Consider the following 26,260-nt stretch of genomic DNA (forward strand, 5'->3'; position numbering starts at 1 on the left):
CCGAAGCGATGGCGCGCGATCAGCCTTCGCGGCTGCCGATGTAGTGGGCCATGTCCACGCAGCGGTTCGCGTAGCCCCACTCGTTGTCGTACCAGCTGAGCAGCTTGATGGTCCGCGGACCGATCTGCATGGAGCTGCGCGCGTCGACGATCGACGAGAAGGGGTTGCCGACGATGTCGGCCGAGACCTGGGCCTCGTCGCTGACGTCGAGCACGCCCTTCATGGGCCCAGCCGCGGCCGCGCGCAGGGCCCCGTGGACCTCGTCGAGGGTCACGTCCTTGCCGAGGTTGGCCACGATGTCGGTGATCGAGCCGTCGGGCACGGGCACGCGCAGGGCCATGCCGTCGAGCTTGCCGGCGAGGCTGGGGATGACCTGGGCCGTGGCCTTGGCCGCCCCCGTGGAGGTCGGGATGATCGACACCGCCCCGGCCCGACCCCGGCGCACGTCCTTCTTGTCCGGGCGATCGAGGATCGACTGGCTGATCGTGTAGGCGTGGACCGTGGTGATCAGCAGGTTCTCGACGCCGAAGCTGTCCTCGAGCACCTTGGCCACGGGGGCGAGGCAGTTGGTCGTGCACGAGGCGTTGGACACGACGGTGTGCTTGGCCGGGTCGTAGTCCGTGTGGTTGACGCCCATGACGAAGGTCGCGTCGGGGCCCTTGGCGGGCGCGGAGATCAGGACCCGCTTGGCCCCGCCCTCGAGGTGGCCCGCGGCGGCCTCGCGCTTGGTCAGCACGCCGGTCGCCTCGACCACGACGTCCGCCCCCCACTGACCCCAGGGGATCTCCGCGGGGTTGCGCGTCTGCGTGAAGGGGATGCGGCGGTCGCCGACGATGATGGCGTCGTCTTCCGCGCGGACCTTGGGCCCAAAGCGCCGATGCACGGAGTCGAAGTCGAGGAGGTAGGCGAGGGAGTGGGGGTCCGCGAGATCGTTGATGCCGACGATCTCCACGTCGTCACGCTGCCAAGCGATGCGAAACACCGAGCGACCGATCCGCCCGAAGCCATTGATGCCGATGCGCGTAGTCATCGGCGCCAGTCTACGCGCCTGGAGCCAGCTTCGGTTGGCTCACGCGCGCCTCCTTCCGCCGAAATGGTTGCAGAACGCTCGGCGGTGGCGCTCGCACCGAGCGCGACGGAAAGCGCCACGTTTTGGATGAAAAAAAGTACAAAGATGGCCGGGGCCTGGCCGACCAGGGCGGATGCGGAAGGGGGGAAACCCAGCCGGCCAGGCCACACGGAACCGAGGAGATGATAGCAGTCCATGACTCGCGGTGTCCCAACCATGTGACGTTGACATCGTTTCTGGGCTCAGCTGGACTGCGAGGCTGGCGAACGGCGTTTATTTTCGTCATCGTGCCTGTCATCGAGGCACGAGTACGCCTCGGCCCCCGCCCACCTTCCTCCGACGAGACCGTCATCGACCCAAGTGGCATGGGCGACCCGAGGTCGGACTCGAGAGCACCCCGAGGACGGCGAGCTCGCGGACGATCACCTTCTCTACGAATCCGTCACCCAATCTCGACCTCCACGCGTGTCAGCCAGTGAGTGAGATCATTCGTCCGCTACCGCCTCCAAGGTCTCTCCGAGACGGCCCGACCCGATACTCGCCCCGTGGCAGCCTTCGTGTTCCGGGACGCCCTGCTCCGCGATGAAGACGCGATCGTCGAGCTGGCCAAGCACCTCGACACCGTCAACCTGCCTCCGGATCGGGCCTTCATCCGCGCGCTGCTCGAGCGCTCCGTGGCCTCCTTCGCTGGCGGCGGCGATCCCCAGGCCTTCGACCCCGAGCGTCGCTTCCTGTTCGTGCTCGAAGAGCCGGCCACGGGCCGCGTGGTCGGGACCTCGATGATCCACGCCCAGCACGGCACCCACCGCGAGCCCCACGTGTTCTTCCGCGTCGTCGAGGAGGAGCGCTTTGCGACCCTCGAGCTCAGCGAGGAGCGCCGCGAGATCCACATGATCCACGAGCTGCTGCAGCTCGGCCTGACCTACCAAGGGCCCACGGAGATCGGCGGCCTGGTGCTCCACCCCGAGCTGCGCAAGCACCCCCTCAAGCTCGGCCGGCTCCTGTCCCTGGGTCGCTTCTTGTACATCGCCGCCCACCGCCGCCGCTTCCGCGACCGCGTCCTCGCCGAGCTGCTCCCGCCCCTCGAGCGCGGCCCCCAAGGCCGGACCCGCTCGCCGCTGTGGGACGCCCTCGGCGGGCGCTTCACCAACCTGACCTACTCCGAGGCCGACCGGCTCAGCGCCGACGACAAGGAGTTCATCTGGAAGCTGTTCCCGATGACCGCCGTCCACGTCTCGCTGCTGCCCCGGGAGGTCCAGGACATCATCGGCCAGGTCGGGTCGGCCACGGTCGGCGCCATGCGCCTGCTGCACAGCGTCGGCTTCACCTACTCGGGCAAGGTCGACCCCTTCGACGGCGGGCCGCACTGGGAGGCGGCCACCGACGAGATCAGCCTGGTCCGCGAGGCCCAGTGGTGCCGGGTCCGAGCCGGGGGGCGCAGCGACGAGGGCGTGCCGGGGATCGTCGCCCGGGTCCGGCCGGCGAACAGCCGAAGCCACACCGACAGCCCGTGGTTCTCCGCCGTGTGGACCCACGTCCACGACGAGCTCCCGGCCGACCACGCCATCGACGAGGACGCCGCCTGGGCCGTGGGCGACCTCCCCCCGGACAACGACCACGCGCACACCGTCGTCGTCGCCCCCGAGGACCTCGAGGCCCTCGCGCCCGCGCCGAAAGAGCGCCTGCTGGTCGCCCTGCGCCCCCAGCAGCGGCTGGCGAACTAGACTCGATGGAGGGCCTTCGCAGGTCCTCCGAAAAGACGAAGGCCCCGCTCGAAAGCGGGGCCTCGCCAGGTCCGAAGACCGTGAGCCGATCAGCGGCTCACTTCTTCTTGGACTCCTCGTGCTTCTTGATCAGGTCCTCCTGCACGCTGGCGGGGACCTTGTCGTAGTGCGCGAACTCCATGGTGAACTCCGCCTTGCCCTGGGTGGCCGAGCGCAGCTCGGTGGAGTAGCCGAACATCTCCGACAGGGGCACATGGGCGTCGATGACCGTGGTGCCGTGGTGGCTCTCGGAGCCGACGATGGTGCCGCGGCGGCGGATCAGGGTGGTCTGCATGCCGCCCTGGAACTCCTCCGGGCCCTCGACCTGGACCTTCATGATCGGCTCCATGATGACCGGCTTGGCCTTGCGCATCGCCTCCTTGAAGGCCGCGCGCGCGGCGATCTGGAAGGCCATGTCGCTCGAGTCGACCGCGTGGGCCGAGCCGTCGTTGACCTCCATCTCGACGCCGACGACCGGGGCCTCGATGAGCACGCCCTTGGTCATGGAGTCCTGGAAGCCCTTGTCGCACGAGGGGATGTACTCGCGGGGGATCGAGCCGCCGGTGATCTTGTTGAGGAAGCGGTAGTGCTGGTCGCCCTCCGACTCCTTGTCGATCGGGCGCATCTCGCCGGCCAGGCGCGCGTACTGACCCGAGCCGCCGGTCTGCTTCTTGTGCGTGTAGTTGTAGGCCGTGGGCATCTGGATGGTCTCGCGGTACGCGACCTGCGGCTCACCGACGATGGTGTCGACCTTGTACTCGCGGCGCATCCGCTCGATGTAGACCTCGAGGTGCAGCTCGCCCATGCCCGAGATGATGGTCTCGCCGGACTCCTCGTCGCGGCGCACGCGGAAGGTCGGGTCCTCCTTCGAGAAGCGGTTCAGCGCCTTCGAGAAGTTGGTCTGGCCGCCCTTGTCCTTGGGGGTCAGCGAGTAGCTGATGACCGGGTCCGGCACGTGCATGGACTGCATCGAGTAGCGGACGTTGCCGTCGGTGAAGGTGTCACCCGACGAGCAGTCGATGCCGAACATGCAGACGATGTCGCCGGCCGAGGCCGAGTCGATGTCTTCCATCTTGTCGGAGTGCATCCGCACCAGGCGACCGAGCTTGTGCTTTTTGTTGGTCTTTTGGTTGTAGATGAACTCGCCCTTGCGCAGGGTGCCCTGGTAGATGCGGGTGTAGGTCAGCTGGCCGTACTTGCCGTCCTCGAGCTTGAACGCGAGGCACACGAGGGGCTTGTCGGGCACGCTCTCGAGCGCGATCTTCTCCTCGTCGTTGTCGAGGTCGAAGGCCTCGTTGCTGATCTCGGCGGGGTTGGGCAGGTAGGCCATGACCGCGTCGAGGAGCACCTGCACGCCCTTGTTCTTGTAGGCCGAGCCGCAGAACACGGGGGTCAGGTCGAGGCTGAGGGTCGCCTTGCGGATGACCGGCTCCATCTCCTCGGCGGAGACTTCCTCCTCGTTGAGGAACTTCTCCATGATGTCGTCATCGAAGTCGCCGAGGGCCTCGACGAGCTTGGAGCGGTACTCCTCGACGTCCTCCTTGAGCTCCTCGGGGCAGTCCTCGACGCGGATGTGCTCGCCGTTGTCGCCGTCGAAGTAGTAGGCCTTGCGGGTGCGCAGGTCGACGACGCCCTGGTGCTGGTCCTCGGCCCCGATCGGGTAGACGACGAGCACGGCGTTGTGGTGCAGCTTCTCGCGGAGCTGACGGGTCACGTTGACCGCGTCCGCGCCGGCGCGGTCCATCTTGTTGATGAACGCGAGGCGGGGGACGTTGTAGCGACGCATCTGGCGGTCGACGGTGATCGACTGCGACTGCACGCCGGACACCGAGCACAGCACCAAGATGGCGCCGTCGAGCACGCTCAGAGCGCGCTCGACCTCGACGGTGAAGTCGACGTGTCCGGGGGTGTCGATGATGTTGACGTCGTACTCGCCCCACTTCACCGCGGTCGCGGCCGACTGGATGGTGATGCCGCGCTCGCGCTCGAGCTCCATGGAGTCCATGGTCGCGCCGACGCCCGACTTGCCCTTGACCTCTTCGATCTTGTGGATGCGCCCGGTGTAAAACAGGATGCGCTCGGTGAGGGTCGTCTTGCCCGAATCGATGTGGGCGGAGATTCCGATGTTGCGAACTTTTTCGAGGTCCATGGCTTTGTTGCCTGAGCGAAGAAGGGTCAGTGGCGGGGCGGCACACCCCGCGAGCGCGCGGAGGATGCCAATCGTTGGGCGGATGGGACAGGTGGAGAGCCCTGCGCTGGCGTGACAGAGCACACTCATTGGCGCTGAGCGTGCTTCAGGGCGCAGATCCAGGCGGATCTCCAGCCCCGCCTCCTTGGGTCTGACTGGAGATCTCGAGCACGCGCGCCGCTGCCTTCCACCCTCGGGCGCAGCGGGCGCAAGTTTGGACGCGAGCTGGGGTCAGCCGGTGATCGCGGCCCAGCGCGCGACGACGGCGTCGACGGTGAAGCCGAACTTCTCGGCGAGGACCTTGGCCGGCGCCGACGCGCCGAAGTGGTCGATGCCCACGGTGTGGTCGGCGTAGCGCTCCCAGCCCAGGGTCGCGCCGGCCTCGAGGGCGAGGCGACGCTCCCGACCGACGGCGCGGGGCAGCACGGACTCGCGGTAGGCCGCGTCCTGGGCGGCGAAGGCCTCCCAGCAAGGCATGGACACGACGCGGATGGCCTTGCCGGCCTCGGCGAGCTTGGCCGCGGCTTCGCAGGCCAAGCCGAGCTCCGAACCAGTCGCGATGAAGATGCCGTCGAGGGCACCGACCTCGCTCGCGCCCTCGCGCACGACGTAGGCGCCCTTGGCCACGGCGTCGGCCTCGGTGCGCGCGTCGATCGTCAGGCCCTGGCGGGTCAGCAGCAGCGCGGTCGGGCCCTCGCTGCGGGTCAGCGCGAGCTTCCACGCGCCGACGGTCTCGCGGGCGTCGCCCGGGCGGATGACGTGGAGGTTGGGCATGGCCCGCAGGCTCATGGCGTGCTCGATGGGCTGGTGCGTGGGCCCGTCCTCGCCCAGGAAGAAGCTGTCGTGGGTGAACACGTGGACGACCGGCAGGCCCATGAGCGCGGACAGGCGCAGGGCCCCGCGCATGAAGTCCGAGAACACCAGGAAGGTCGCGTCGAAGCAGCGCACGCCGCCGTGCAGGGCCATGCCGTTGCAGATCGCGGCCATGCCGTGCTCGCGCACGCCGAAGTGGATGTTGCGGCCCTCGGGGGCCTGCTTGCTCTGCCCGGGGGAGTCGGGGAGCTTGGCCCCGTTGGAGCCGGCCAGATCCGCCGAGCCGCCCAGGAAGGTCGGGTGGATCGCGGCGATCGCCTTGATCGCGGCCTGGCTGGCCTTGCGCGTGGCCAGGGACGCGCCGAGCTCGAAGCCCGCGCTCACGCCGTCGAGGGCCTCGAGGGTGCCGGCCGGCAGCTCGCCGCGGATCAGCGCGTCGAGCTCGGCGGCGCGCTCGGGCTGGGCCTCGCGGTAGGCGTTCATGCGCGCGCTCCAGTCCGCCTTGTTCTGACCGTGGGCCGCCGTCTGGCCCCCGAACAACTCGCTGACCGAGCCGGGAATGTGGAAGGGCTGCTCGGGCCAGCCCATGGCCTGCTTGGCGCCGGCGACCTCGTCGGGGCCCAGCGGCGCGCCGTGGGAGGCGGACTTGCCCGCCTTGGTCGGCGCGCCCTGGCCGATGACCGTGCGGCAGCAGATCAGCGTGGGCTGATCGAGCTTCGCGCGGCCGGCCTCGATGGCCCCGCGCACCGCGGCGTGGTCGTGGCCGTCGACGCGCAGCACGTGCCAGCCGTAGGCCTCGAAGCGCTTGGCCACGTCCTCGCCGAAGCTCAGGTCCGTGCCGCCGTCGATGGAGATCTGGTTGTCGTCGTAGAGGTAGACCAGCTTGCCCAGGCCCAGGTGCCCCGCCAAGCTCGCGGCCTCGGCCGCGATGCCCTCCATCAGGTCGCCGTCGCTGACCACCCCGTAGGTCATGTGATCGATGACGCTGTGGCCCTCGACGTTGTAGCGCGCGGCCAAAAAGCGCTCGGCCAGGGCCATGCCCACGCCCGAGGCGAAGCCCGAGCCCAGGGGCCCGGTGGTCACGTCCACGCCGGGGCAGTGGCCGTACTCGGGGTGCCCCGCCGTCTTCGCGCCCCACTGGCGGAAGTTCTTGAGCTCGTCCAGCGACAGGTCGTAGCCCGTGAGGTGGAGCAGGGCGTAGATCAACATCGAGCCGTGACCGGCCGAGAGCACGAAGCGGTCGCGGTCGAACCACTCGGGGTCGCTCGGATCGTGGACGAGGAACTCGGTCCACAGCACCGTGGCCAGGTCGGCGCAGCCCATGGGCATGCCCGGGTGGCCCGAGTTGGCCTGCTGGACGGCGTCCATGGCCAGGCCCTTGATGGTCTTGGCGACCTGCTCGGCGATCGCGGGGTCGACAGCGCGCGGACGTTGCTCGGCACGGGGGGTAGACGGCATGGGCCGCTAGCTAGCACGGTCGGCGCGCCGACTCACCTCGGGGTCGGAATACCCGCCGTGCACTCCGCGTCGGGTGACGCCCCGTGAACGGCCTTATTTGAGCTCTGCCCCAACTTCGGGGTCTGCGCCCCGAAAACGTGAGACAGCTCCGCGGAGATCACTCCGCGCCGACGCGCCAACTTCGACACATCACGGGACCCGCCCCATGGCCGCTGCCGGGCTGCTGACTTAGGCTCCGGCCATGCGCATCTGCATCCTCGGCGCCACCGGCCTCGTCGGCCGCGAGCTCTTGACCCTCATCGATCGGGCCTGGCCCGGGGCACAGCTCGCCCTCTACGCCAGCCGCGACCGGACCATCGAGCACGCCGGCCGCGCGCTCGAGGTGCACGCGGCGACCAAGCTCGAGGCCGAGGGCGCCCAGGGTGGCGACGTGGCCTTCGTCGCCCTCGACGACGAGTTCAGCGCCCGCTACTGCCCGCGCCTGGTCGAGCTCGGCTACCGCGTCATCGACAAGAGCAACACCTACCGCATGAACCCCGACGTGCCCCTGGTGGTCGCGGGCGTCAACCACCGCCGGGCCACCGCCGAGACCACCCTCGTCGCCAACCCCAACTGCACGACCATCCCCATGACCCTGGCCCTCGAGCCCCTGCGCGCGGCCTTTGGCCTGGGCGAGGTGACCGTGAGCTCCTACCAGGCCATCTCTGGCGCGGGCGTGTCGGCCCTCGAGCAGTTCGTGGTCAAGACCGCCGGCGGCTTCTCGGCCATGGCCGCCTCCGGGGACATCCTCGGGGAGGGTCTCGACGAGGGCGAGTACCCGGGCAACACCGTGCCCCACAACGGCAAGACCGACGACTCGGGCTTCTCTTCGGAGGAGCGCAAGCTCATCAACGAGAGCCGCAAGATCCTCGAGCTCCCGGACTTCGGCATCTGCGCCCAGTGCTGCCGCGTGCCCGTGCCCGTGGGCCACTACGAGAACCTGTGGGTCACCCTCGAGCGCGAGGCCACCCAGGCGCAGATCCTCGAGGCCCTAAACGGCGGCCCCTTCCTGCGCGTGTTGCCGGGCGCTTCGGGGGACGGGCTGACGGCCCTGACCACCCTCGACGACCGCGACCGGGCCCTGGTCGGGCGCCTGCGCAAGGACAACCGCGACGCCGCGACGGGACCCGGCGGGACCCGCTGGTGCCTGACCGTGGCCGCCGACAACCTGCGCCTGGGCGCGGCGACCAACGCCGTGCGCGTGGCCTCGGCCTGGTTCCCGAGCCAGGACCCCGAGCTCCAAGTCTGAGTTCGCAGCGCACGCTGCACGCAGTCCCTCTCCTGCGGGACGGGGCCGAGTTTGCTCGGCCTCGGTCTCGCTGAAACCTTGCCGTACCCAGCTTCTTCTGAACTACCCGCCATGACCGAGACCTACCTTGCCTCTGCCCGCCTCTGCCTCGCTAGCCTCGCCCTGGTGAGCTCGCTGGTCGCCTGCGCCGACGACGGAAGCTCCGACGACGAGATCGGGGCCGAGACCGACTCCGACTCCGACTCTGACTCCGACTCCACGAGCTCCGAGTCTGACGAGTCCAGCTCCGAGACCGAGTCGACCGAAACCACCGAGACCGAGTCGACCGAGACCGAGACGGACACCGACACCTCCGAGACCGAGACCGAGACCGAGACCGAGACCGAGACCGACACCTCCGAGACCGAGACCGGCAACAGCTGCGAAGACCCCGGGACCCCCGGCCCCGTCGACGCCATCGCCATCGACGAGCTGCCGTGGCCGGAGTTCTTCATCGACGGCGCGGCCAACTTCGAAGTGCTGCCCACCAGCGAGTCCTTCATGGACTTCTTCCAGAGCGCCGACCCTTACCCCGACGAGTGGGTCGCCAGCCTGTCCACGCTCGAGCCCTTCCCCCACGCCAGCTTGACCCTCGACTCCGCGGTCGTCAGCGACGACCCCGCGTGCGCCCTCACCCTGCCCGCGACCCTGACCCTCCCCGGGCCCAGCTGCGAGACCTTCGAGACCCCCATGCCGGTCCACGCGGGGCTCCGCTTCCCGGCCCCCTTCGTCGGCGACGGCTTCGAGGCCGAGCCGATCGTGGCGACGACGGAGCTCGACTGCGGACGCGACGGCGTCGGCGAATTCGAGACCTGCAGCCAGACCATCCCCTGCGCCCCGGGGCTGCTGTGCGCCGGCATCACCCGCTGGGACGAGGGACTGTGCATGGACGCGAGCTTGCGCGGCCGCTTCGAGGTCGACCAGGCCCAGGCCATCCCCGCCAACGGCCAGCTCCTCGCCGAGCTCGACGCCTCGGACCTGGCCACCGTCGACATGGACGTGATCGTGTTTGCGACCCTCGACCACCCCGACCCCGCGGCCCTGACCATCACCCTGACCAACCCCAGCGGCAACGAGGTCATGGTCTGGGACAACGAGGAGGGCCCGAGCGCCTACCCCTGGTTCGGCTTTGACGGCCAGTTCGCGCTCACCCGCGTGCCCACGGGCTTTAGCGGCGACGAGGACGTCAACGGGACCTGGCTCCTGACGGTCACCGACACCGACGGAGGCGGCGGCGAGCTGCTCGGCTGGGGCGTCGAGATCATGTCCCGCTGGGACTGACAGACAAAAACTGCCCCAGCCGCGACTTGGCTCGCAGCGCCCGCTCGAAGTCCGCGGCGCTGCGGGCCTTCTTCAATTTCAAGACCTCCGGGTGGATCAGGTCCGAGGGCAGCAGCTCCCCGAAGGTCTCCGGCGGGATCTCGGCGGCCACCCGGGTGAGCGCCTCGACGTAGGCCGCGACGCGCTCGCGGTCCTCGAAGAAGACCGGCCAGCCCATGTGGACCTCCTGCTCCTTGACGTCGCGCGGCTGCCGGTGCCCCGTGCCGGGGTCGCGCTCCCACACGATGGTCCGGAACACGCACACCGCCGCGGGCTCCGAAGGCTTCAACCACTGGCCGCCGCCCGGCTGCGGCTCGAGTCCGGTGAGCTCGCTGTCCAGGCCGCCCTCGGGCCAGCGCGCGCGGAGGATGTCGCAGACATCGACGATCTCGACCTGAGTCACCGCGCCAGGGTACCCCTCGGGCCACGAAAATTCCCCGGCTGTTAGAGTCCGGCTAGCGATGCCCAGCAAGTGGACCCTCGACGCGCTCAAGCCCGGCACCTCCGCCGAGGCGATCTTTTGGCCCAACCCCGTCGAGGACTCGGGCTACCGCTGGCGGGCCACCCACCTCGACGAGCGGCGCACCCCCAAGGTCGTGCTCAGCGACGACGAGCGCATCGTCCCGGGCGTCCCCTGCGTCGTGAAGGTCAAGCAGGTCACCAAGCCCGAGCGCGAAGACCGGGGGATCATCCTCGTCGAGTGGGTGGGCGCGGGGACCTTCAAGATCGAGGGCGTCTACCTCGACCCGGTCGTGTCCAAGAAGCTGCAGGTCGCCCTCGAGTGCGGGCTCAACATCCTCCTCGATGGGCCCCAGGGCTGCGGCAAGACCGTGCTCGCCCGGTCCATCGCCGAGAGCCTGGGCATGCGCTTCGTCTTCTTCAACTGCGGCGCCGTGGTCGAGGCCAGCGACTTCCTCGCCACCATCCAGGTGCGCGCGAGCGAGTCGGGCTCGCCGGTCACGGACTTCATCAAGACCGAGGTGCTCGAGTCCATCGAAGAGGCCAACGAGCACCCCGAGCGGCGCTACCTCGTCTTCCTCGACGAGCTCAACCGCTGCCAGGAGACCGCCCGCAACGCGCTGATGCCCGCCCTGGACAGCACCCGGCGGGTCTTCCACCCGATCGAGAACCGCTTTTTGACCATCCCGCCCAACGTGCAGTTCATCGCCGCGGTCAACCGGGGGCGCGCCTTCTCGGCGACCTTCGGTATCGATGCGGCGCAGCTCGATCGCTTCGTGCCCCTGCAGATGACCTACCTGCCGCCCCCCGAGGAAGAGGCCCTGCTCGCCCGGCGCCACGAAGGGCTGGCCAAGTCGACCATCGCCCACGTCGTCGCGGTCGCCGACGCCATCCGCCGCGCGCCGGACCTTGGCGGCACCCTCTCGGTCCGGGCCACCGACGAGGCCTGCATCTTTTTGCGCCACCGCTTGTTCAGCAACAACTTGCGCACGGACCTGCCCGAGGTGTTGCGCTCGAGCTTTTGCGGCCGCTTCTCCGGGCGATGGGACGACGTGAGCACGGACGCCGGAGCGGTCTGGGCCGTGGTCACGCGGACCCTGGCCGAGCGCAAGCTCCCCGTCGATTGAGGGCTCGGGTCAGGGCTGGAAGAGGGCGTCGAGCCCTTCCACGACCACGGCCCGCTCGAAGTAGCTGCGGAGAGTCTCGACCTCTTCGCAGCCCTCGATGCGTGCGCGGCTGGCCTCGTCCACCGTCAGGCCGCGCAGCTCGAGGGTTCGGAGGATCATTCGCTGGAGCTCGGTGCGTTGGCCCTCGTTTTTGCCTTCGCGGTGACCCGTCGTGAAGTAGAAGCCGGTCCGTTCCAGATTCCCCAATGGAGCGTCTGGATCGACTTCGAAGATGTCTGCAGGAAGCGCGGCGCGCTGCTCCTCGGTCATACTCGTCAACACCAACTCACGATAGACCGCACGATCGGGATGGTCCACCCGACGCAAGGCCTCGAGGGTGCCCCGTGCACAGGCCGGTCCCGACGACCCGCGCACGTGAAAGAGCGTCGTCAAGGTTGCCCGGCTAACATCCTGGACGGCTCGCTCCACCGTCGTGATCGGTTCGAGCATGCACGGCTCGATGAACCATGGTGATGCGCGAGGTTCGTCCTCGAACATTTGCCGGTACTTGTGGCGCAGGTCCGGGTCGGGAATGCACACCAGAGTCCACCCGGGACACTCGAATCGCCGCCGCGCACCGGCGGCGTAGCTGAGCCAGCTGTAGCGCTTGAGCGGGTCTTCGGAGGTCTGGACCTCGACGGCCAGGGCCAGGGTCTCGGGCAGCGCGACGAGCAGATCGGCATGCAGCACGCTCTCGGGAAAGGCCGGGTTGGGGAGCTCGCTGGAGCCTCGCGCGAGCTCCCCCGAGGCCAGCGAGCGCGCGGCCCGAGGCTCGAAGTGCCGAGCGAGCTCGACGAGCAGGGTGTCGTGGGTGGCGAGGAGGGAGAGGATGCCTTGGTGCAGGAAGCTGGGCATTCCCTCCCCTTGTCGCGGCGCGTGCATCGGTGCAATGGCACTGCCCGCACGGCGGGGTGAACTCGAGTGTCGAGTGGCCCAAACGCTGGCCACCTCGTCGAGTGACGTGTCTAGAATGGGGCCATGTCGACCACCGAGCTCATCCCCTACCGCGAGGGCGACGACGCCTTCGATGCCTTCGTCGCCCGCCCCCAAGGCCAGGGCGATCACCCGGCCGTGCTGATCTGCCATGCCTGGGGCGGTCGCGGAGCGTTCGAGGAGGGGCGCGCCGAGGCCCTGGCCGAGCTCGGCTACGTGGCCGCGGCGATCGACATCTACGGCGTGGGCAAGCGCGGGACGGACAAGGCCTCGAACCAGGCGCTGATGATGGGGCTGATCCAAAACCCCGCGCTGCTGCGTCGACGGCTGGCCGCCGCGTTTCAGGCGGTCCGCCTGCTCGACGGCGTCGACCCCGAGCGCGTCGGCGCGATCGGCTACTGCTTCGGCGGCCTGTGCTCGATCCTGTGCGCGCGCATGGGCCTGCCCCTGCGCGGCATCGTCAGCTTTCACGGCCTCCTCGACATCGGCGAGCCCCTCGACCCCCCGACCGGTCTAAAGGCCCAGCTGATGATCCAGCACGGCCTCGACGACCCCATGGTGCCGCCGGAGAAGATCGGCCTGTTCGCCGCCGAGATGAAGCGCATCGGGGCTGACTGGCGCCTGCACGCCTACCCCGGGGTGGTCCACGCGTTCACCAACCCCGCGGCCCAGGATCCGGACTTCGGAACGGTCTACGACGCCGACGCCGAGCGCCGGTCCTGGGCCGACATGCAGGCCTTCTTCGACGAAGTGTTGTGAGACTGCTCTAGCAGTCGCCCACCCCGGCCACGCCGGGACCCATGATCCAGGAAAGCGTCGTCCACGGACTCAGCTGGCGTTGAACCCGTGGGCGGCTGCCTTTCTCGGTAGGGCATCGGAGAAGTCATCGCGGCTCCTCGCGCCGTGGATTTTCGTCGAGATCGCGGAGCCAAAACGCCGCTGTGGTGGATCCCACCGCAAGCTTTGGCGACAAAGAGCTCGGCGAAAAGACCAAGCGAGGTGTCGTGAGGACTTCTCCGATGTCCTGCTAGACCGCGAGCACCCGGGCGAGCTCGACCAGGGACATGTCCACGGGCTTGATGCCGCCGACGACCTGCGCGAGCGGGGTGGTCACGATCTCCCGCCCGCGCAGGCCGACGAGCACGCCCGTCTCGCCGCGGGCGATGCAGTCGACGGCGCGGGCCCCAAAGCGGGCCCCGAGCAGGCGGTCCGTGGCCGTGGGCGAGCCGCCCCGCTGGATGTGGCCGAGCACCGTGGTCCGCAGCTCGAAGCCGATGCGCTCGCAGTGCTCGTCGAGCAGGACCCGCTCGAGCTCGGAGGCCCGGCGGGCCGAGCCCTCGGCGACGATCACGATCGCGTGCTTCTTGCCGCGCTGGTAGGCGTCCTCGATGCGCGCCGCGACCTGGGCAGGGCTCATGTCGGCCTCGGGCAGCACGATCGCCTCGGCCCCGCAGGCCAGACCGACCATGAGCCCGAGGTAGCCGCAGTCCCGGCCCATGACCTCGACGAGGGAGGCCCGGCGGTGCGAGCTGGCCGTGACCCGCAGCTTGTCGACGCAGTCGAGGGCGACGTTGATCGCCGTGTCGACGCCCAGGGTGACGTCGCTGCCGAGCAGGTCGTTGTCGATGGTCGAGGCGACGCCGACGACGTCGAGGCCCTCGCGGGACAGCACCTCGGCGCCGGTCTGCGTCCCGTTGCCGCCGATGACCACGAGGGCGTCCACGCCGAGGCGCTCGAGGTTGGCGCGTCCGCGGGCGCGGACCTCGGGGTCCTCGAACTCGGGGCAGCGCGCGCTGCCCAGCACGGTCCCACCCTGACCGAGGATCCCGCCCACGTCGCGGGCGCGCAGACGGCGGATCTTGCCCTGGTCGGCGGGGGCGATCAGGCCGGCGTAGCCCTCCTCGATGCCGTAGACGGTCCAGCCTCGATCGAGCGCGCTGCGCGTGACAGCGCGGATCGCCATGTTCATGCCCGGCGCGTCGCCGCCAGAAGTCAGCACGGCCACGCGGCGAGTACGTTCGGGCTTGGTCTCGGTCACGAACGGACCTTAGCAAGCTCGCGGGTCGACTGGCGACACGCAGGGGGACCGCAAAGCCTTCGCCGAGATGGGTTACCCTGCGTCGCCCATGGACCTCGACGCGCTCATCGCTGCGTGCACCGACGGGGCCTCCCCGACGCGAGTGCGCCGGCGTCGAGGCAGCGTGGAGATCGAGGCGCGCGGGCGGTCCTTCGAGGCCCCCCTCGCCGTCCGCGGGATCGGCCGCGTCGGCGGGGCCCGGCTCCGGGCGCAGCTCGAGCTCAACGAAGCGATCACCCCCGAGCTCGAGCGCCGGCTGTGGCGGCTCGAGTCCGCGGGCGCCGACGCGCCGCGCCTGCGGGAGACGAGCCGGGACCCTGGCGCGTTCGAGCTCGAGGCCGAGGCCCTGGTCGTCGAGTCCCCCGCCCTGCCCGCGCGCGCCTCCTTCGAGGCGCTGCTCGCCGAGCGACGGATCCAGCGGCCCGAGCTGTGGACCCTGGCCGAGTTCCTGGCGACGCTGCCCCGGCCCCAGGGCGACGCGCCGACCAGCCGGGCCCTCGGCGCCCGGGTCCCGACCGCGGCGGCCCTCGGCGCCGCCCTCGAGGACGCCGTCGAGACCCTGAGCTCGGCGCTGTCTCGGGCGCCCTCGACGAGCGCGACCCGGGACCTGCGCGAGCGCCTGCGGGCGCTGATCCTGGCGAACGACGCCGAGGGCCTGGGCTTGGCCGAGGCCCAGCCCGCCGCCGCCGGGCTGAGCCTCGGCGACCTGCGCCTGGCCGATCTCTTTTGCCTCGACGCCCTCGCCCCGACGGGCGAGCTGGCCCCCGAGCTCGCCCGGCTCGGGCGCGCCCGCCAGTGGGTGTTCGTCGATCGCCTCGACGCCCCGGACCACCCGCGCTGGCTCGACCCCCTCGCGGACCTCGGCGCGCTCGTGGTCCAGCTCGATCAGCTCGGCGACTTCACCTGCGCCGAGCACCTCGTCCCCGACTTCGTCGCCGCCCTCCAGCCCCAACGCCGCGGGCGCAGCACCCGACGCGACGACTCCGCGAGCGTCGCCAGCCGCCGCAGCCGGCTGGACATCTACGCGGGCCTCCACGCCATGCACCGCGCCCTCGAGCACGAGCTCGGCGGGCCCGAGCTCGATCAGTGGCTGCGCCTCGCCCTGAGCCGCCTGGCCATGCCCGCCCAGCGCCCGGGCCTGGTCCTGGTCTCCGGCCTGCCCGGCGTCGGCAAGTCCGTGCTCGCCCGAGGCCTGCGCGAGACCGCCGAGTTCGCGTGGATCTGGGGCGACGAGCTGGCCAAGCGCCTGGGCCAGGACCCCGACTCCGCCGCCCTCTACGACGCCTGCCTGACCCGCGCGGGGGAGATCTGCAGCGGGGGCGGCCGCGCCCTCGTCGACGCGGGCTTCGTCACCGACGTCCAGCGTCAGCGCTTCATCGAGGCCGCGCACAGCTGGGGCGTGCCGGTGCTCCTCTTGGTCGTCGACGTCCCCCCCGCCGTGGCCCGCGAGCGCCTCATCACCCAGCTGCGCGAGCGCGCCCCCGAAGCCCGCCAGACCCAGCTCGAGGCCGAGCTCGAGCGAGCCTGGTCCGCCCACGTGGCCGCGCGCCGAGCCTGGGTCCCCGTCGACGTGCACGCCTGCCGCAGCGCCACCCTCGACGGCTCCGGCGACGTCCGCAGCCTGCTCGCGCAAGCGAGCTGGGCCCTCACCAACGCCGGCATGCTTTGACTTTAGCCGCGCAGGGGCACTACAGGTCCGCGTCGGTGAACACGCAGGTCGCCTCGTCGCCGAAGTTGTACTCGATGCCCGTCTCCTGGGCGTAGAGCTCGGTCAGCCAGCGCCAGCTGAGGGTCCCCGCGCCGTCGAAGCACTCGTCGAGGCGCAGGTCTCCGTGCTTCATGTCGCCCACGCCGTCGACCTCCTCGATGAGCCCGCGGGCGCGGCCGGCCTGGCTGCCGTCCCAGACCATGTCGAGCTGCATGCGCTCGCGCTCGGGGCCGCTCCAGCCGTGGGGGTAGGTGTCCCACTCGCCCATGAGCGCGAGGTGGAACGAGCCCGAGCCGTCGCCGTTTTCGACGTACTCGTAGGTCTCGTCGCTGGTGAACAGGTCGTCGTCGAGGAGCCCGGTGCGCTGGGCCACGAAGCCCGCGTAGTCGAGGCTGATGGTCTTGTCGCCGGTCCCGACGTCGCGGGAGAAGTCGATGGTGATGTCGCCGGCGACGCTCCACAGCAAGGTGGTGTTGAGGGCCTCGTAGGCGTCGACGACGTCGAAGTCGATGAGCATCGAGCCCGTGCGCAGGTCGCCGTCGACGTTGATGTTGCCCGAGTTGAGCAGCTCGAAGGCGTCGGCGTCGGTGGTGCCCTTGGGCGCGACGAGGATCTCGAAGTTGGTCGCCTCGAGGGCGCCGTCGATGCGCACCAGCCAGGCGATGTCGCGGCCGCTGTCGTCGTCGAAGGGGCCGTAGATCCGCCAGCTGCCGTCCTGGCTGGTCTCGCGGTAGTTGTTGAGGATCTCGATGACGTAGCCCGTGGTCTCGACGACCGAGGTCACCCAGCCGTTGGTGTTCGCCGCGGTCTCGTTGATCAACCCGTAGGCGTCCCCGCGCAGCTCACCGTCGCGGAAGCTCTCGATCCCGGGGACGTCGAGGCGGACGTCGTCGGCCTCGATGTACTCCCCCTCGTAGCCGCCAAACCAGCAGGCGGAGGACGATAGAACCAGGGCGGTGAGCAGGGTCGGGGCGAGGGGGCGTGCCATGCCCAGCCCAGTGTACGAAAATCGGGCCAACTTCGACGCGACGCGCTGGCGCGACCAGGATCTCGGCAAGGGAACGAGCCCCCTGGCCAAACTGGACTAGCCAGGGGGGAATTCCCCGTGTTCGCGCCCGCCATCACCCGGCTGTGCACCGTGTGTGGTCATGCGCCGCGATCCGCCGGGAGCTGTTGCGACGCGCAACGTCGTCACGCGCAACGCCGCCGCAGCCTCGGATTCTCCGCGTCTTCGCTCGACGGTGGCCCGGGAGCGAGACGCTGTCCCGACAGCGGGCCACTCGCCTCGAGCGCGGCCTCCCAAGTGTGCGGAATCCTTCGGTGTCGTCGTGGCACGCTACTCGAATCGACAGGCCAGCCATGCCCCTCCAGCTCGTCCCCAATCCAACCGCCGAGTGCTCCACGCCGAGCCCCACCTCGCTCCCCCCGCGCCGCAGCCCCCCAAAGCGCAAGGCCCAAGAGCGACCGCGCGAGCGCTTGTTGCTGTTCGGGCCCAAGTCCCTGTCCGAGACCGAGCTGCTCGCCCTCCTGCTCGGGGGCGGTCGGGCGGTCCAGCGCGCCCAGGCGGTCCTCGACGCCGTCGGCGGACTGAACGGGCTGAGCCGGGCCTGCGCGCACGAACTGCGCGAGGTGATCGGCATCGGCGACGCGGGCGCGACCGCCCTCGCGGCCGCGGTCGAGCTTCACCGTCGCCTCGACCGCCTCGACCTGCCCATGCGCCGGCCGCTGCGTCACCCTCGCGAGGCCGAGCGCTTCTTGCGATCGCTGCTCGGCGACGCCGAGCGCGAACACTTCATGATCATCGGCCTCGACGCCCGCCAGCGCGTGCTCTTGGTCCGCACCATCGCCGTCGGCAGCCTGACCCGCGTCGAGGTCCACCCCCGCGAGGTCTTCCGGCCGCTCGTCCGCGCGGGCGCGCACACCTGCCTGCTCGTGCACAACCACCCCAGCGGCGACGCGCGGCCGAGCGAGGCGGACATCGAGCTGACCGCGCGCATGACCGACATCGGCCGGTTCCTGGGCATCCCCGTCCTCGACCACGTGGTGGTCAGCGCCAACGGCTTCGTATCCCTGGCCGAGCTCGGCCTCGTCGGCCGCGGCCCCGGAGATCTGCCCTCGCTGAGCTCCCACCCCTCGCCGTGAGGCTCCAGGGCTCACGGCCCGGGCGACACGTACTCGCGCTTGACGTAGCCCTGGCGACCGCAGGGGTCGGTGACCAGCATCTCGACGCGGCGGTTGGGCGTGGTCACCCAGCCGAACACCGTGACGAGCATGCGCGTCTGCTGGAAGTAGCCCTCCGGGGTCACCGTCATCGTGGTCTCGTCGGCGAGCAGCTCGCGGACGTTGTCGGTCAGCCAGTTCTCGGGCTGGCTGCAGTTCGTCTCGCAGTAGTCGACGTTGATGCGGATCTTCAGCTGCGGGTAGTCGACGGCGGGGTTGCGGACCTGTACCGCCATCCACACGTGCTGGCCGCCCTGGAAGCCAAACTCGGGATCGGGCAGGTCGCCCTCGGCGAGCTCCTGGAACACCGTCTCCCCCTGGCCGATCACCACGTCCAGCTCCCCCGTGAGCTCGCACTCGGGGACCTCCATGAACATCGAGGTGTCGTCGCTGCAGCCGTTGAGGTCGTCTCCGCAGGGCGGGCCGTCGTCCGGGTCGACGTCATCGCCGCACGCCAAGGTGAGCGCCAGGCAGGCGATCCCTCCGGAGGTGAGCAAGCGCTGACACAGCGGCATCGATGAACTATACCCGACGCGGGCCAGGCCGGACATGCGCGAGCGCGAACCCCGCTTTGCATGTTCACATTGGACCCAACAAAACGTTGATTCATCGACCGCTGAATGCGTCGCGAAGATTCCAAGACTGGCCACACTACTCTTGCGACTCAATCGCAGCATATCGCGAGTTGGGCTTGCGGCCCGCGGCCCCCAACCCGCTCATACCGAGCACTGAGTGGCTTTTTGGCCGCTCCAGAGCCCTCGGAGTGACTTCCTGGTATACCGATTTGACATCGATTGTTTTGCGGAAACTGCTAGCATCATGCGGATTCCACCATGACCCTCGCCCAGCCTGAACCTGCCCCACCGCCCACTCCTCCCCTGCCCGACGAGCGGAGCGTCCGCATCCTGGCGGCTGCCCTCGCGCTGACCGAGGAGGGGGGCTTCCCCGCGGTCAAGCTGCGCGACGTGGCGCAGTCCTCCGGCGTCGCGCTGGGCACCCTCTACAAGCGCTTCCGATCCAAGGAGGAGCTGATGCTCGCGGTCGTCAACCAGGAGCTGAACGAGTTTCAGTCCAAGGTCGCGGGCACGAACATCACCGGGTCGAGGAGCGAGCGGCTGCTGACGGCCTTCATGTCGATGACCGACTTCCTGCTCGAGCGCCCCAACCTGGGTCGCGCCCTGGTCCGCTCGGTGCACACCGCCGACGGCGAGCTGGCCGAGAGCCTGATCTGCGTCAACGCCACCGTCGCCGACATCATCGGCATCGGCCTCGTCGGCGCCGAGCCCCGCTCGCCGACGGCCTGGGAGCTCGAGGCGGTGGGCGTGCTCCAGGGCTACTGGTTCTCGCTGATGGTCGGCTGGGCGATCGGCGTGCAGTCCCGCGGAGGCATCGAGGACAACCTGCGCAAGACCATCCACCTCCTCGACCACGGCCTGCACGGCCTCGCGGCCATGGCCCAGGCCGAGTAGGCCCGACGACTCCGACTCCGACTACTCTCCCTTGGCCTTGGCGCCCGCGTCCTCGGGCAGGCGCTCGATGGTCAGGGTCAGCTTGATGTTCGTGGCGAACTCCTGCTTTTGACCCTGGACCTCCGTCGCGACCTTGACGCTCGTGTCCATCTTCGACGAGCCCGACTCGGGGAACATGTAGCCGGTGTCGAACACCATCTCGCCGCCGCCCGAAGACTCGAACTCGACGAGCTCGACCTCGACGCCCGGGGGCATGCCCGGGGCCTCGAAGTCCTTGCTGGCCGGCTTTTGCGACACGGAGGTCGAGAGCGTGACGCGGTTGCCGTCGATGGCCACCACGCTGTGCTCGGAGGTCTGCTCGAGCTTCAGCCCGTTGCTCTCGAGGGTCGTGACCTCGCGCCACTTCGCGCCCTTGCCCACGGCCTCCTCGGGGAAGCGGACCATGACCTGCTGCAAGGTGTTGCCGAGGTTGTCGAGGCTCTGGGCCAGCTGCGGGTCGGTCTTGGCGGGGATCTTCAGCTCCCCCTCGAGCACGACGCCGCGGGCGTCGTAGACCATGCGCTGCTCGAAGTTCTCGAGCGCGCTCATGGCCTCGCGCATCGCCGTGGCCATGGCCGCGTTGGCGCCGTCCCCCTCGGCGACGTCGAAGGACTCGAACACCACCCGCTCGGTGATCTTGCCGCCCTGCACGTCCACGGTCTCGCCGCGGTTGACCATGGTGATCGGCGGCGCCTTTTGGGTCTGCGGCGGCATCATGGCGCCGAAGTCGAGGCTGACCTCCATGACCATGGTCAGCTGCATGCGCTCGACCTGGCCGGCCTTGGGGGCGAAGCGCAGCTCGACCTTGTCTCCCTCGCCGGCCTCGAGCAGCTCGTAGTCGGGGCGGGCCGCGGGCTCGATGGTGGTCGTGATGCTGCCCTCGGGTGCCTCCCCGGCCTTGGCCTCCTCCCCCTCGCCCGCCTTCAACTCCTCGCTCGGGGCGTCGTCGGGCTTCGGCTCCTCGGCCGGGCCTGCGACCTTGGCCTCGCCTGCCTTCGCGTCTCCGGCCGGAGCCTTGGCCTCCGCACCCTCGGCCTCGCCTGCCTTCGCGTCTCCGGCCGGAGACGCGGCCTCCCCCTCCGGGCTCGCCGCCTCGCCGGCCTGGGCCTGCTTGGCTCCGCCGCCGTCCGCGGGCGGCTCGGAGCACGCGAGGCCAGACATCAAGAGAAGAGCGGAGGCGAGGGGCGCGATGCGTCGGCGCGACATGGGGCGTGATGGTAGACGGTCCGCGAGCGGAATGGACCGGTAACGATGAAATTGAAATTCACATTTGGATAGCTACAGGGTCCACGGACCGGCGACAGGCCCGCTGAACTTTGTTGCCTTCCAGACTCGCGCGGTGATACCTCCGAAGCATGCAGAGCCTACGCAAGCTTTTGGCGACCGCGACCTTCGCGCTGGTCAGCGCCTCGATGCTCACCGCGTGCCCCAGCGACGACGGTTCCGACGACGACGTCGGCACCGACGAGGAGGACACCGGCATGGACGACAGCATGATGGATGAGGAGACCACCATGGGTGGCGAGCTCTCCCACGCCGCCGACATCCAGCCGATCTGGGACGCGAACTGTGCGGTCGAGGGCTGCCACGTCGCCGGCGCGATCGCTCCCGACCTGAGCGATGGCTACACCGCCATGGTCGGCGTCGCGTCCACGCAGGCCGCAGGCGTCGACTACGTCGTCGCGGGCGATGCCGCCAACAGCTACGTCGTGGCCAAGCTCGCTGGCACCCAGAGCGACCTCGGCGGTGCGGGCAGCCAGATGCCCCTCAACCTCGAGGCGCTCTCGGACGCCGACCAGGCCCTGATCACCGACTGGATCAACAGCGGCGCCAACCCCTGAGTCAGCCTGCCAGCCACGCGCCCCGACATCGAGGGGAGCGACGAGGACCGACCCTGTCCCCAGCGGCAGGGTCGGTCTTTGCCTTTTGACCCGGCACTGCGCTATTCCTGCCCCGAGGATTCACTTTCATGACCAAGACTTGGATGAACTTGTTTGTGGGCACCTGCGTGGCCCTGAGCCTGACCGCCTGCCCCAGCGACGACGGTGCCGACGACGACGTCGGTGAGACCGCGGGCGAAGAAGAGACCGCTGAGGAGGAGTCGACCAGCGGCGAGGAGACCACCGAGGAGGAGACCACCGAGGAGGAGTCCACCACCGAGGAGGAGACCACCGAGGAGGAGACCACCACCGAGGAGGAGACCACCGAGGAAGAGACCACCGAGGAGGAGACCACCGAGGAAGAGACCGGCGGCAACCTCTCGTTCGAGACCGACGCCTACCCGGTGATCATGGCCAACTGCAGCTGCCACGTGAACGGCGGACCCGCGGGTCTGGCGATGCCCGACGCGGCCACGGCCTACGCCAACCTCGTCGACGTGGACTCGATGCAAGAGCCCGGCACCCCGCGCGTCGCCCCCGGCGATCCCATGGGGAGCTACATCGTCCACAAGATCCAGGGTACGGCCAGCGCTGGCGGCCCGATGCCCCCCGGCGGCAGCCTGTCGTCCGAGGACGAGATGGCCATCCTCGATTGGATCGCCGACGGCGCCAACCCCTGAGCGCCCGCTCCACACACCCCGAGCGCCCCGCAACCGCGGGGCGCTTTGCGTTTTCGGCCATTGCCCTCGAGCGCCTGCGCGGCTATCTATCCGCTTCGATCGCGCTCACGGAGGATCGCATGGCCCGCCAGTACCGCCTCAAGACCAACGTCCACTTCGCCGCCGCCCACGTCCTGCGCGGCTATGGAGGCGACTGCGAGCAGCTCCACGGCCACAACTACAAGGTCGAGATCGAGGTCGCCTGCGAGCAGCTCGACGAGCTGGGCATGGGCGTCGACTTTCGGGCCGTGCGCGCGGCGGCGCGGGAGGTCGTCGGCGTCATCGACCACCGCTTCTTGAATGAGATCCCGCCCTTCACCGAGGTCAACCCCACGGCGGAGCACATCGCGGCCTACATCTATGAGGGTCTGGCCCGGCGCCTCGCCGAGCTCGCGGGGGAGCGCGTCCAGCTCGCGGCGATCACCGTGTGGGAGACCGAGCGCGACAGCGTGACCTATACCGAGGGCTGACAAGGTTCTGAGCATGCCTGCGTAGGCTCACGGGCCGCGCGGAGCGCAGCAGACAAGTGTACAGAGGGGGCGAATTCTGCGCAGCCGCGCCCCCTTCCGACTCACGCCATCCCTCTCTTGACAGCGCGAACACAGTGATCCACTGTCCGCCTCCCTTCGGGAGCCACAGCCATGTCGCAAGTTTGTCAGGTTACCGGTAAGCGCCCCCTCGTCGGCATGAACGTGTCGCACTCGCACATCCGCACCAAGAAGCGGAGCCTGCCCAACCTTCGCTACAAGCGTTACTGGGTCCCGAGCGAGAACCGCTTCGTCCGCATCCGCGTCAGTGCCAAGGGCATGCGCATCATCGACAAGCGCGGCATCGAGGCCGTGCTCGCCGACATGCGCGGCCGCGGCATCAAGGTCTGAACCGACCAATCCTGACCCAGCTCGCGCCAGGGTCAGGCTCAAACCGGACGTAGTTGGCGTTCGGGTTCGAATACCCGCGCGAGACGTGAAAAAAGCGGCCTCTGGAGCCCCGGCGACCCGTCGAAATCGACGGCTCCGGGGCTAAGCTGTTGGTTGATGCCAGAGGTGCACGTCCACTCCGAGACGATGCTGATCGCCAGCATCGCGGCCCTGGCCCTCGGCCCGGTGCTGCATTGGCTGTCCGAGCGCGCGCGCGGAGCCTTCGCCTTCCTCGACGGCTTCGTGGTCGTGGCCGTGCTCGGGCTGGCGCTGCTGGAGATCGTCCCGCTCGGTGTCCAGCTCGCCGGCTGGCCAGCGATCGTCGCCGTGGTCGTCGGCCTGATCTTGCCGGGCCTGTTCGAGCGGCGCGTGGGCAGCAAGCGGACCCACGCGGCGACGAGCTGGGTCGTGCTCGCGGGCATGGCCTTCCACGCCTTCACCGACGGCATGGCGGTGGCCGGCAGCCACACCCACGCCGACAGCCACGCGATGGAGTGGGCGGTGATCCTCCACCGCGTCCCCGTCGGCCTGGCGGTGTGGTGGATGGTGCTGAGCGCTGGCGACAGCAAGCGCTGGGCCGCGGCGCTGGTGCTCGCGCTGATCGCCGCGAGCACGGCCGCGGGCTACGTGTTCACGGACTTCGTCGGGGCCTTCGAGCAAGGACCCACGGTCGGCCTGCTCGAGGCCTTCGTCGGCGGGCTGTTGCTGCACGTCGTCAGCCACGGCCTGGGCAAGCCCAAGGCGCCCGACCACGACCACGACCACGACCACGACCACGACCACGACCACGGCAGCAAGCTCGCGCCGCTGCTCCCCGGCCTCGGCGGCCTCGTCGGCCTCGGCGTGGTCCTGTGGCTGTTCGTCTACCCCCACCTCGACGAAGGCCACGGCCGCGAGACCCTGACGACCTTCTGGGAGCTCCTGCTCGAGAGCGCCCCGGCCCTGCTCATCGCCTACGGCATCGCGGGCTTGCTCGGAGAGGTCCTCGGCGAAGCCCCCGCGCGCTGGCTCGGCCGCGGACGCGCCGGCGGCCAGACCCTGCGCGGCGTCCTCTTTGGCCTGCCCCTCCCGCTGTGCTCGTGCGGCGTGGTCCCGGTCTACCGCTCGCTGGTCAACCGCGGGGTCCCGGCCACGGCCGCCCTCGCCTTTCTCGTGGCCACGCCGGAGCTGGGCCTCGACGCCGTGCTCTTGTCCGTGCCCCTGCTCGGGGCCAACTTCACCCTCGTCCGGGTCATCGTCGCCTTCATCCTCGCCCTGACCGTGGGCTGGCTGGTCGGCGGCTGGCTCGAGCGCAAGGGCGGCGCCAAGCTCGACCACGCCCACGAGGGCGCGGCCAAGGTCGACGAGCGCAGCTTGCCGGCCAAGCTCGTCGCCGGCATGCGGGTGGGCTACGGCACCGTGCTCGACAGCACCGGCCCGTGGATCCTCGTGGGCCTGCTGCTCGCCGCCTTCGTCCAGCCCTGGGTCGACGCCGAGTCCCTGACGCGCCTCAACCCCTTCGCCCAGGTCGGCGCCTTCGCGATCATCGGCCTGCCCATCTACGTGTGCGCCACCGGGGCCACCCCCCTCGTCGCCGTGCTCATCGCCAAGGGCCTGTCCCCCGGGGCCGCCCTCGCCTTCCTGCTCACCGGCCCGGCCACCAACGCGACGACCTTCGGGGTCATCGAGCAGGTCCACGGGCGCAAGGCCGCCTTCGCCTTCGTCGCCACGATGATCGGCGCCGTCGTCAGCCTCGGCGTCCTCGTCAACCTGCTCCTGCCCGAGTTCGCTGGCGGCGCGGCGGCGGCCCACCACCACGCGGGGCACAGCCCCATCGCCATCGCCAGCGCGGTGATCCTCGGCGGGCTGTTCGTGGTCTCTCTGGTCCGCCAGGGGCCCCGCGGCTTCCTCGGGCGGCTGTGGGAGCAGGGCGGCCACGACCACGACCACGACCACGACCACGACCACGACCACGACCACGCGGCCAGTCCGAGCGAGACCAAGCCCGAGTCCAGCTGTTGCAGCCACTGAGGCTACCCCCGGGGTCCTGCTCGGGTGTTGCCGTGCCCCCGAGCCCGTGAGACAGTCCGCCCGTGGCTGAGCGGCCAATGCCAAAGATCAAGCGGGTCATGACGCCCTTTCCGCACTCCATCGAGGGGTCGGCGAGTCCAGCGGACGCCCAGGCGATGATGAAGGAGCACGGCATCCGCCACTTGCCCGTGTGCGAGGGCCGGAACGTCATCGGCATCCTCTCGGAGCGGGACACTCGGATCGCCCTGCGCGTCGACGAGGACGCCCACGCCGTCTCCGTCGCCGACATCTGCACCCGCAAGGTCTACACCGTCGAGCTCGACGCCCCCCTCGACGAGGTCGTCGCGCACATGGCCGAGCAGCAGATCGGCTCCGCCGTGATCATGCGCGGCGACAGGCTCGCGGGGATCCTGACGACGACAGACGTCTGCGATCTCCTCGCTCGGGTGCTCCGCGAGCACTACGTGAGCACGGACGACGTCGTCGCCTAGCAGGGCATCGGAGAAGTCATCGCGGCTCCTCGCGCCGTGGATTTTCGTCGAGATCGCGGAGCCAAAACGCCGCTGTGGTGGATCCCACCGCAAGTTTTGGCGACAAAGAGCTCGGCGAAAAGACCAAGCGAGGTGTCGCGAGGACTTCTCCGATGTCCTGCTAGTACCGCGTGTCTGAAGTCCGTGCCGGGTTTGGGGTGGAGCTGGGACCCGAGGGCAAGGAGCCGCGACGAC

Annotated in this window: 23 protein-coding genes; 14 read left to right on the forward strand and 9 right to left on the reverse strand. The window is 69.7% G+C overall.

Features of this window, described 5'->3' with window-relative positions:
• Positions 1–19: 19 nt before the first annotated feature.
• Positions 20–1,030: a type I glyceraldehyde-3-phosphate dehydrogenase gene (gene gap, locus PPSIR1_RS36275; protein ID WP_006976253.1), complete on the reverse strand. Its 1,011-nt coding sequence runs from the start codon at positions 1,028–1,030 to the stop codon at positions 20–22.
• Between the two features lie 584 nt (positions 1,031–1,614).
• Between gap and PPSIR1_RS36280 the strand changes: the two genes are divergently transcribed.
• Positions 1,615–2,793 (forward strand): arginine N-succinyltransferase, encoded by a 1,179-nt coding sequence (locus PPSIR1_RS36280; protein WP_006976254.1) that lies wholly within the window; start codon positions 1,615–1,617, stop codon positions 2,791–2,793.
• Positions 2,794–2,890: 97 nt separating this feature from the next.
• On the opposite strand, the gene fusA is transcribed toward PPSIR1_RS36280, so the two are convergent.
• Together fusA and tkt are read right to left on the reverse strand one after the other, a co-directional pair.
• Positions 2,891–4,981: an elongation factor G gene (gene fusA / locus PPSIR1_RS36285; protein ID WP_006976255.1), complete on the reverse strand. Its 2,091-nt coding sequence runs from the start codon at positions 4,979–4,981 to the stop codon at positions 2,891–2,893.
• Positions 4,982–5,251: 270 nt separating this feature from the next.
• Positions 5,252–7,291: a transketolase gene (gene tkt, locus PPSIR1_RS36290; protein ID WP_006976256.1), complete on the reverse strand. Its 2,040-nt coding sequence runs from the start codon at positions 7,289–7,291 to the stop codon at positions 5,252–5,254.
• A gap of 241 nt (positions 7,292–7,532) precedes the next feature.
• Between tkt and PPSIR1_RS36295 the strand changes: the two genes are divergently transcribed.
• Positions 7,533–8,579, forward strand: a complete 1,047-nt coding sequence (locus PPSIR1_RS36295) for an aspartate-semialdehyde dehydrogenase (protein WP_006976257.1) — start codon at positions 7,533–7,535, stop codon at positions 8,577–8,579.
• 165 nt (positions 8,580–8,744) lie between these two features.
• Positions 8,745–9,899 carry a proprotein convertase P-domain-containing protein gene (locus PPSIR1_RS36300; protein WP_157596356.1) on the forward strand — a complete coding sequence of 385 codons (1,155 nt, stop codon included), beginning with the start codon at positions 8,745–8,747 and terminating at the stop codon, positions 9,897–9,899.
• On the opposite strand, the gene PPSIR1_RS36305 is transcribed toward PPSIR1_RS36300, so the two are convergent.
• Positions 9,880–10,341 carry a hypothetical protein gene (locus PPSIR1_RS36305; protein ID WP_006976259.1) on the reverse strand — a complete coding sequence of 154 codons (462 nt, stop codon included), beginning with the start codon at positions 10,339–10,341 and terminating at the stop codon, positions 9,880–9,882. The two genes, PPSIR1_RS36300 and PPSIR1_RS36305, sit on opposite strands and share 20 nt — an antisense overlap.
• A gap of 58 nt (positions 10,342–10,399) precedes the next feature.
• On the opposite strand from PPSIR1_RS36305, the gene PPSIR1_RS36310 reads away from it, so the two are divergent.
• Entirely contained in the window at positions 10,400–11,524 is a 1,125-nt protein-coding gene (locus PPSIR1_RS36310) for an AAA family ATPase (protein WP_006976260.1), read from the forward strand.
• Positions 11,525–11,533: 9 nt separating this feature from the next.
• Here the strand turns inward: PPSIR1_RS36310 and PPSIR1_RS36315 are convergent, their stop codons facing one another.
• Entirely contained in the window at positions 11,534–12,418 is an 885-nt protein-coding gene (locus PPSIR1_RS36315) for a hypothetical protein (protein WP_006976261.1), read from the reverse strand.
• A 123-nt stretch (positions 12,419–12,541) separates the two neighbouring features.
• On the opposite strand from PPSIR1_RS36315, the gene PPSIR1_RS36320 reads away from it, so the two are divergent.
• Positions 12,542–13,255, forward strand: a complete 714-nt coding sequence (locus tag PPSIR1_RS36320; protein WP_006976262.1) for a dienelactone hydrolase family protein — start codon at positions 12,542–12,544, stop codon at positions 13,253–13,255.
• A 268-nt stretch (positions 13,256–13,523) separates the two neighbouring features.
• Here PPSIR1_RS36320 and PPSIR1_RS36325 read toward each other — a convergent pair whose 3' ends face one another.
• A complete protein-coding gene (locus PPSIR1_RS36325; protein ID WP_198154695.1) occupies positions 13,524–14,534 on the reverse strand; it encodes an ATP-dependent 6-phosphofructokinase in 1,011 nt (336 codons plus the stop codon).
• A gap of 88 nt (positions 14,535–14,622) precedes the next feature.
• Between PPSIR1_RS36325 and PPSIR1_RS36330 the strand changes: the two genes are divergently transcribed.
• Positions 14,623–16,242, forward strand: a complete 1,620-nt coding sequence (locus PPSIR1_RS36330; protein ID WP_006976264.1) for an AAA family ATPase — start codon at positions 14,623–14,625, stop codon at positions 16,240–16,242.
• A 19-nt stretch (positions 16,243–16,261) separates the two neighbouring features.
• On the opposite strand, the gene PPSIR1_RS36335 is transcribed toward PPSIR1_RS36330, so the two are convergent.
• Positions 16,262–17,269 carry a hypothetical protein gene (locus tag PPSIR1_RS36335; protein ID WP_006976265.1) on the reverse strand — a complete coding sequence of 336 codons (1,008 nt, stop codon included), beginning with the start codon at positions 17,267–17,269 and terminating at the stop codon, positions 16,262–16,264.
• Positions 17,270–17,640: 371 nt separating this feature from the next.
• On the opposite strand from PPSIR1_RS36335, the gene radC reads away from it, so the two are divergent.
• Entirely contained in the window at positions 17,641–18,423 is a 783-nt protein-coding gene (gene radC, locus PPSIR1_RS36340) for a RadC family protein (protein WP_006976267.1), read from the forward strand.
• Between the two features lie 11 nt (positions 18,424–18,434).
• Here the strand turns inward: radC and PPSIR1_RS36345 are convergent, their stop codons facing one another.
• A complete protein-coding gene (locus tag PPSIR1_RS36345; RefSeq protein ID WP_006976268.1) occupies positions 18,435–19,016 on the reverse strand; it encodes a hypothetical protein in 582 nt (193 codons plus the stop codon).
• A 318-nt stretch (positions 19,017–19,334) separates the two neighbouring features.
• Between PPSIR1_RS36345 and PPSIR1_RS36350 the strand changes: the two genes are divergently transcribed.
• Positions 19,335–19,970, forward strand: a complete 636-nt coding sequence (locus PPSIR1_RS36350) for a TetR/AcrR family transcriptional regulator (protein ID WP_006976269.1) — start codon at positions 19,335–19,337, stop codon at positions 19,968–19,970.
• A 21-nt stretch (positions 19,971–19,991) separates the two neighbouring features.
• Here PPSIR1_RS36350 and PPSIR1_RS36355 read toward each other — a convergent pair whose 3' ends face one another.
• Positions 19,992–21,215 (reverse strand): hypothetical protein, encoded by a 1,224-nt coding sequence (locus PPSIR1_RS36355; RefSeq protein WP_157596357.1) that lies wholly within the window; start codon positions 21,213–21,215, stop codon positions 19,992–19,994.
• A 149-nt stretch (positions 21,216–21,364) separates the two neighbouring features.
• Here PPSIR1_RS36355 and PPSIR1_RS36360 point away from each other — a divergent pair, with 149 nt between their 5' ends.
• The 6 genes from PPSIR1_RS36360 to PPSIR1_RS36385 all read left to right on the forward strand — a co-directional run bounded on the left by PPSIR1_RS36360 (position 21,365) and on the right by PPSIR1_RS36385 (position 26,026).
• Positions 21,365–21,850, forward strand: coding sequence for a hypothetical protein (locus PPSIR1_RS36360; RefSeq protein ID WP_045117458.1), 486 nt, complete (start codon positions 21,365–21,367; stop codon positions 21,848–21,850).
• 128 nt (positions 21,851–21,978) lie between these two features.
• Positions 21,979–22,569, forward strand: a complete 591-nt coding sequence (locus tag PPSIR1_RS44840) for a hypothetical protein (RefSeq protein WP_006976272.1) — start codon at positions 21,979–21,981, stop codon at positions 22,567–22,569.
• A gap of 119 nt (positions 22,570–22,688) precedes the next feature.
• Positions 22,689–23,078 carry a 6-carboxytetrahydropterin synthase QueD gene (queD, locus tag PPSIR1_RS36370; protein ID WP_006976273.1) on the forward strand — a complete coding sequence of 130 codons (390 nt, stop codon included), beginning with the start codon at positions 22,689–22,691 and terminating at the stop codon, positions 23,076–23,078.
• Between the two features lie 171 nt (positions 23,079–23,249).
• Complete coding sequence (rpmB, locus tag PPSIR1_RS36375; protein WP_045117459.1) at positions 23,250–23,486, forward strand: 50S ribosomal protein L28; 237 nt, start codon at positions 23,250–23,252, stop codon at positions 23,484–23,486.
• Positions 23,487–23,642: 156 nt separating this feature from the next.
• Positions 23,643–25,535, forward strand: a complete 1,893-nt coding sequence (locus PPSIR1_RS36380) for a permease (protein ID WP_006976275.1) — start codon at positions 23,643–23,645, stop codon at positions 25,533–25,535.
• 98 nt (positions 25,536–25,633) lie between these two features.
• A complete protein-coding gene (locus PPSIR1_RS36385; protein WP_045117463.1) occupies positions 25,634–26,026 on the forward strand; it encodes a CBS domain-containing protein in 393 nt (130 codons plus the stop codon).
• Positions 26,027–26,260: the final 234 nt, after the last annotated feature.

This window comes from Plesiocystis pacifica SIR-1, from assembly GCF_000170895.1.
In the GTDB taxonomy this organism is placed as follows: domain Bacteria; phylum Myxococcota_A; class Polyangia; order Nannocystales; family Nannocystaceae; genus Plesiocystis; species Plesiocystis pacifica.

Excerpts from the sequence above, each read along its gene's own strand:
- PPSIR1_RS36330 (WP_006976264.1), top strand. The coding sequence starts at position 14,623 with ATGGACCTCGACGCGCTCATCGCTGCGTGCACCGACGGGGCCTCCCCG.
- PPSIR1_RS44840 (WP_006976272.1), top strand. The coding sequence starts at position 21,979 with ATGACCAAGACTTGGATGAACTTGTTTGTGGGCACCTGCGTGGCCCTG.
- PPSIR1_RS36380 (WP_006976275.1), top strand. The coding sequence starts at position 23,643 with ATGCCAGAGGTGCACGTCCACTCCGAGACGATGCTGATCGCCAGCATC.
- PPSIR1_RS36350 (WP_006976269.1), top strand. The coding sequence starts at position 19,335 with ATGACCCTCGCCCAGCCTGAACCTGCCCCACCGCCCACTCCTCCCCTG.
- tkt (WP_006976256.1), bottom strand. The coding sequence starts at position 7,291 with ATGCCGTCTACCCCCCGTGCCGAGCAACGTCCGCGCGCTGTCGACCCC.
- PPSIR1_RS36335 (WP_006976265.1), bottom strand. The coding sequence starts at position 17,269 with ATGGCACGCCCCCTCGCCCCGACCCTGCTCACCGCCCTGGTTCTATCG.
- PPSIR1_RS36320 (WP_006976262.1), top strand. The coding sequence starts at position 12,542 with ATGTCGACCACCGAGCTCATCCCCTACCGCGAGGGCGACGACGCCTTC.
- PPSIR1_RS36385 (WP_045117463.1), top strand. The coding sequence starts at position 25,634 with ATGACGCCCTTTCCGCACTCCATCGAGGGGTCGGCGAGTCCAGCGGAC.
- PPSIR1_RS36360 (WP_045117458.1), top strand. The coding sequence starts at position 21,365 with ATGCAGAGCCTACGCAAGCTTTTGGCGACCGCGACCTTCGCGCTGGTC.
- PPSIR1_RS36295 (WP_006976257.1), top strand. The coding sequence starts at position 7,533 with ATGCGCATCTGCATCCTCGGCGCCACCGGCCTCGTCGGCCGCGAGCTC.
- rpmB (WP_045117459.1), top strand. The coding sequence starts at position 23,250 with ATGTCGCAAGTTTGTCAGGTTACCGGTAAGCGCCCCCTCGTCGGCATG.
- PPSIR1_RS36310 (WP_006976260.1), top strand. The coding sequence starts at position 10,400 with ATGCCCAGCAAGTGGACCCTCGACGCGCTCAAGCCCGGCACCTCCGCC.
- PPSIR1_RS36345 (WP_006976268.1), bottom strand. The coding sequence starts at position 19,016 with ATGCCGCTGTGTCAGCGCTTGCTCACCTCCGGAGGGATCGCCTGCCTG.
- PPSIR1_RS36355 (WP_157596357.1), bottom strand. The coding sequence starts at position 21,215 with ATGTCGCGCCGACGCATCGCGCCCCTCGCCTCCGCTCTTCTCTTGATG.
- radC (WP_006976267.1), top strand. The coding sequence starts at position 17,641 with ATGCCCCTCCAGCTCGTCCCCAATCCAACCGCCGAGTGCTCCACGCCG.
- queD (WP_006976273.1), top strand. The coding sequence starts at position 22,689 with ATGGCCCGCCAGTACCGCCTCAAGACCAACGTCCACTTCGCCGCCGCC.
- PPSIR1_RS36315 (WP_006976261.1), bottom strand. The coding sequence starts at position 12,418 with ATGCCCAGCTTCCTGCACCAAGGCATCCTCTCCCTCCTCGCCACCCAC.
- gap (WP_006976253.1), bottom strand. The coding sequence starts at position 1,030 with ATGACTACGCGCATCGGCATCAATGGCTTCGGGCGGATCGGTCGCTCG.
- fusA (WP_006976255.1), bottom strand. The coding sequence starts at position 4,981 with ATGGACCTCGAAAAAGTTCGCAACATCGGAATCTCCGCCCACATCGAT.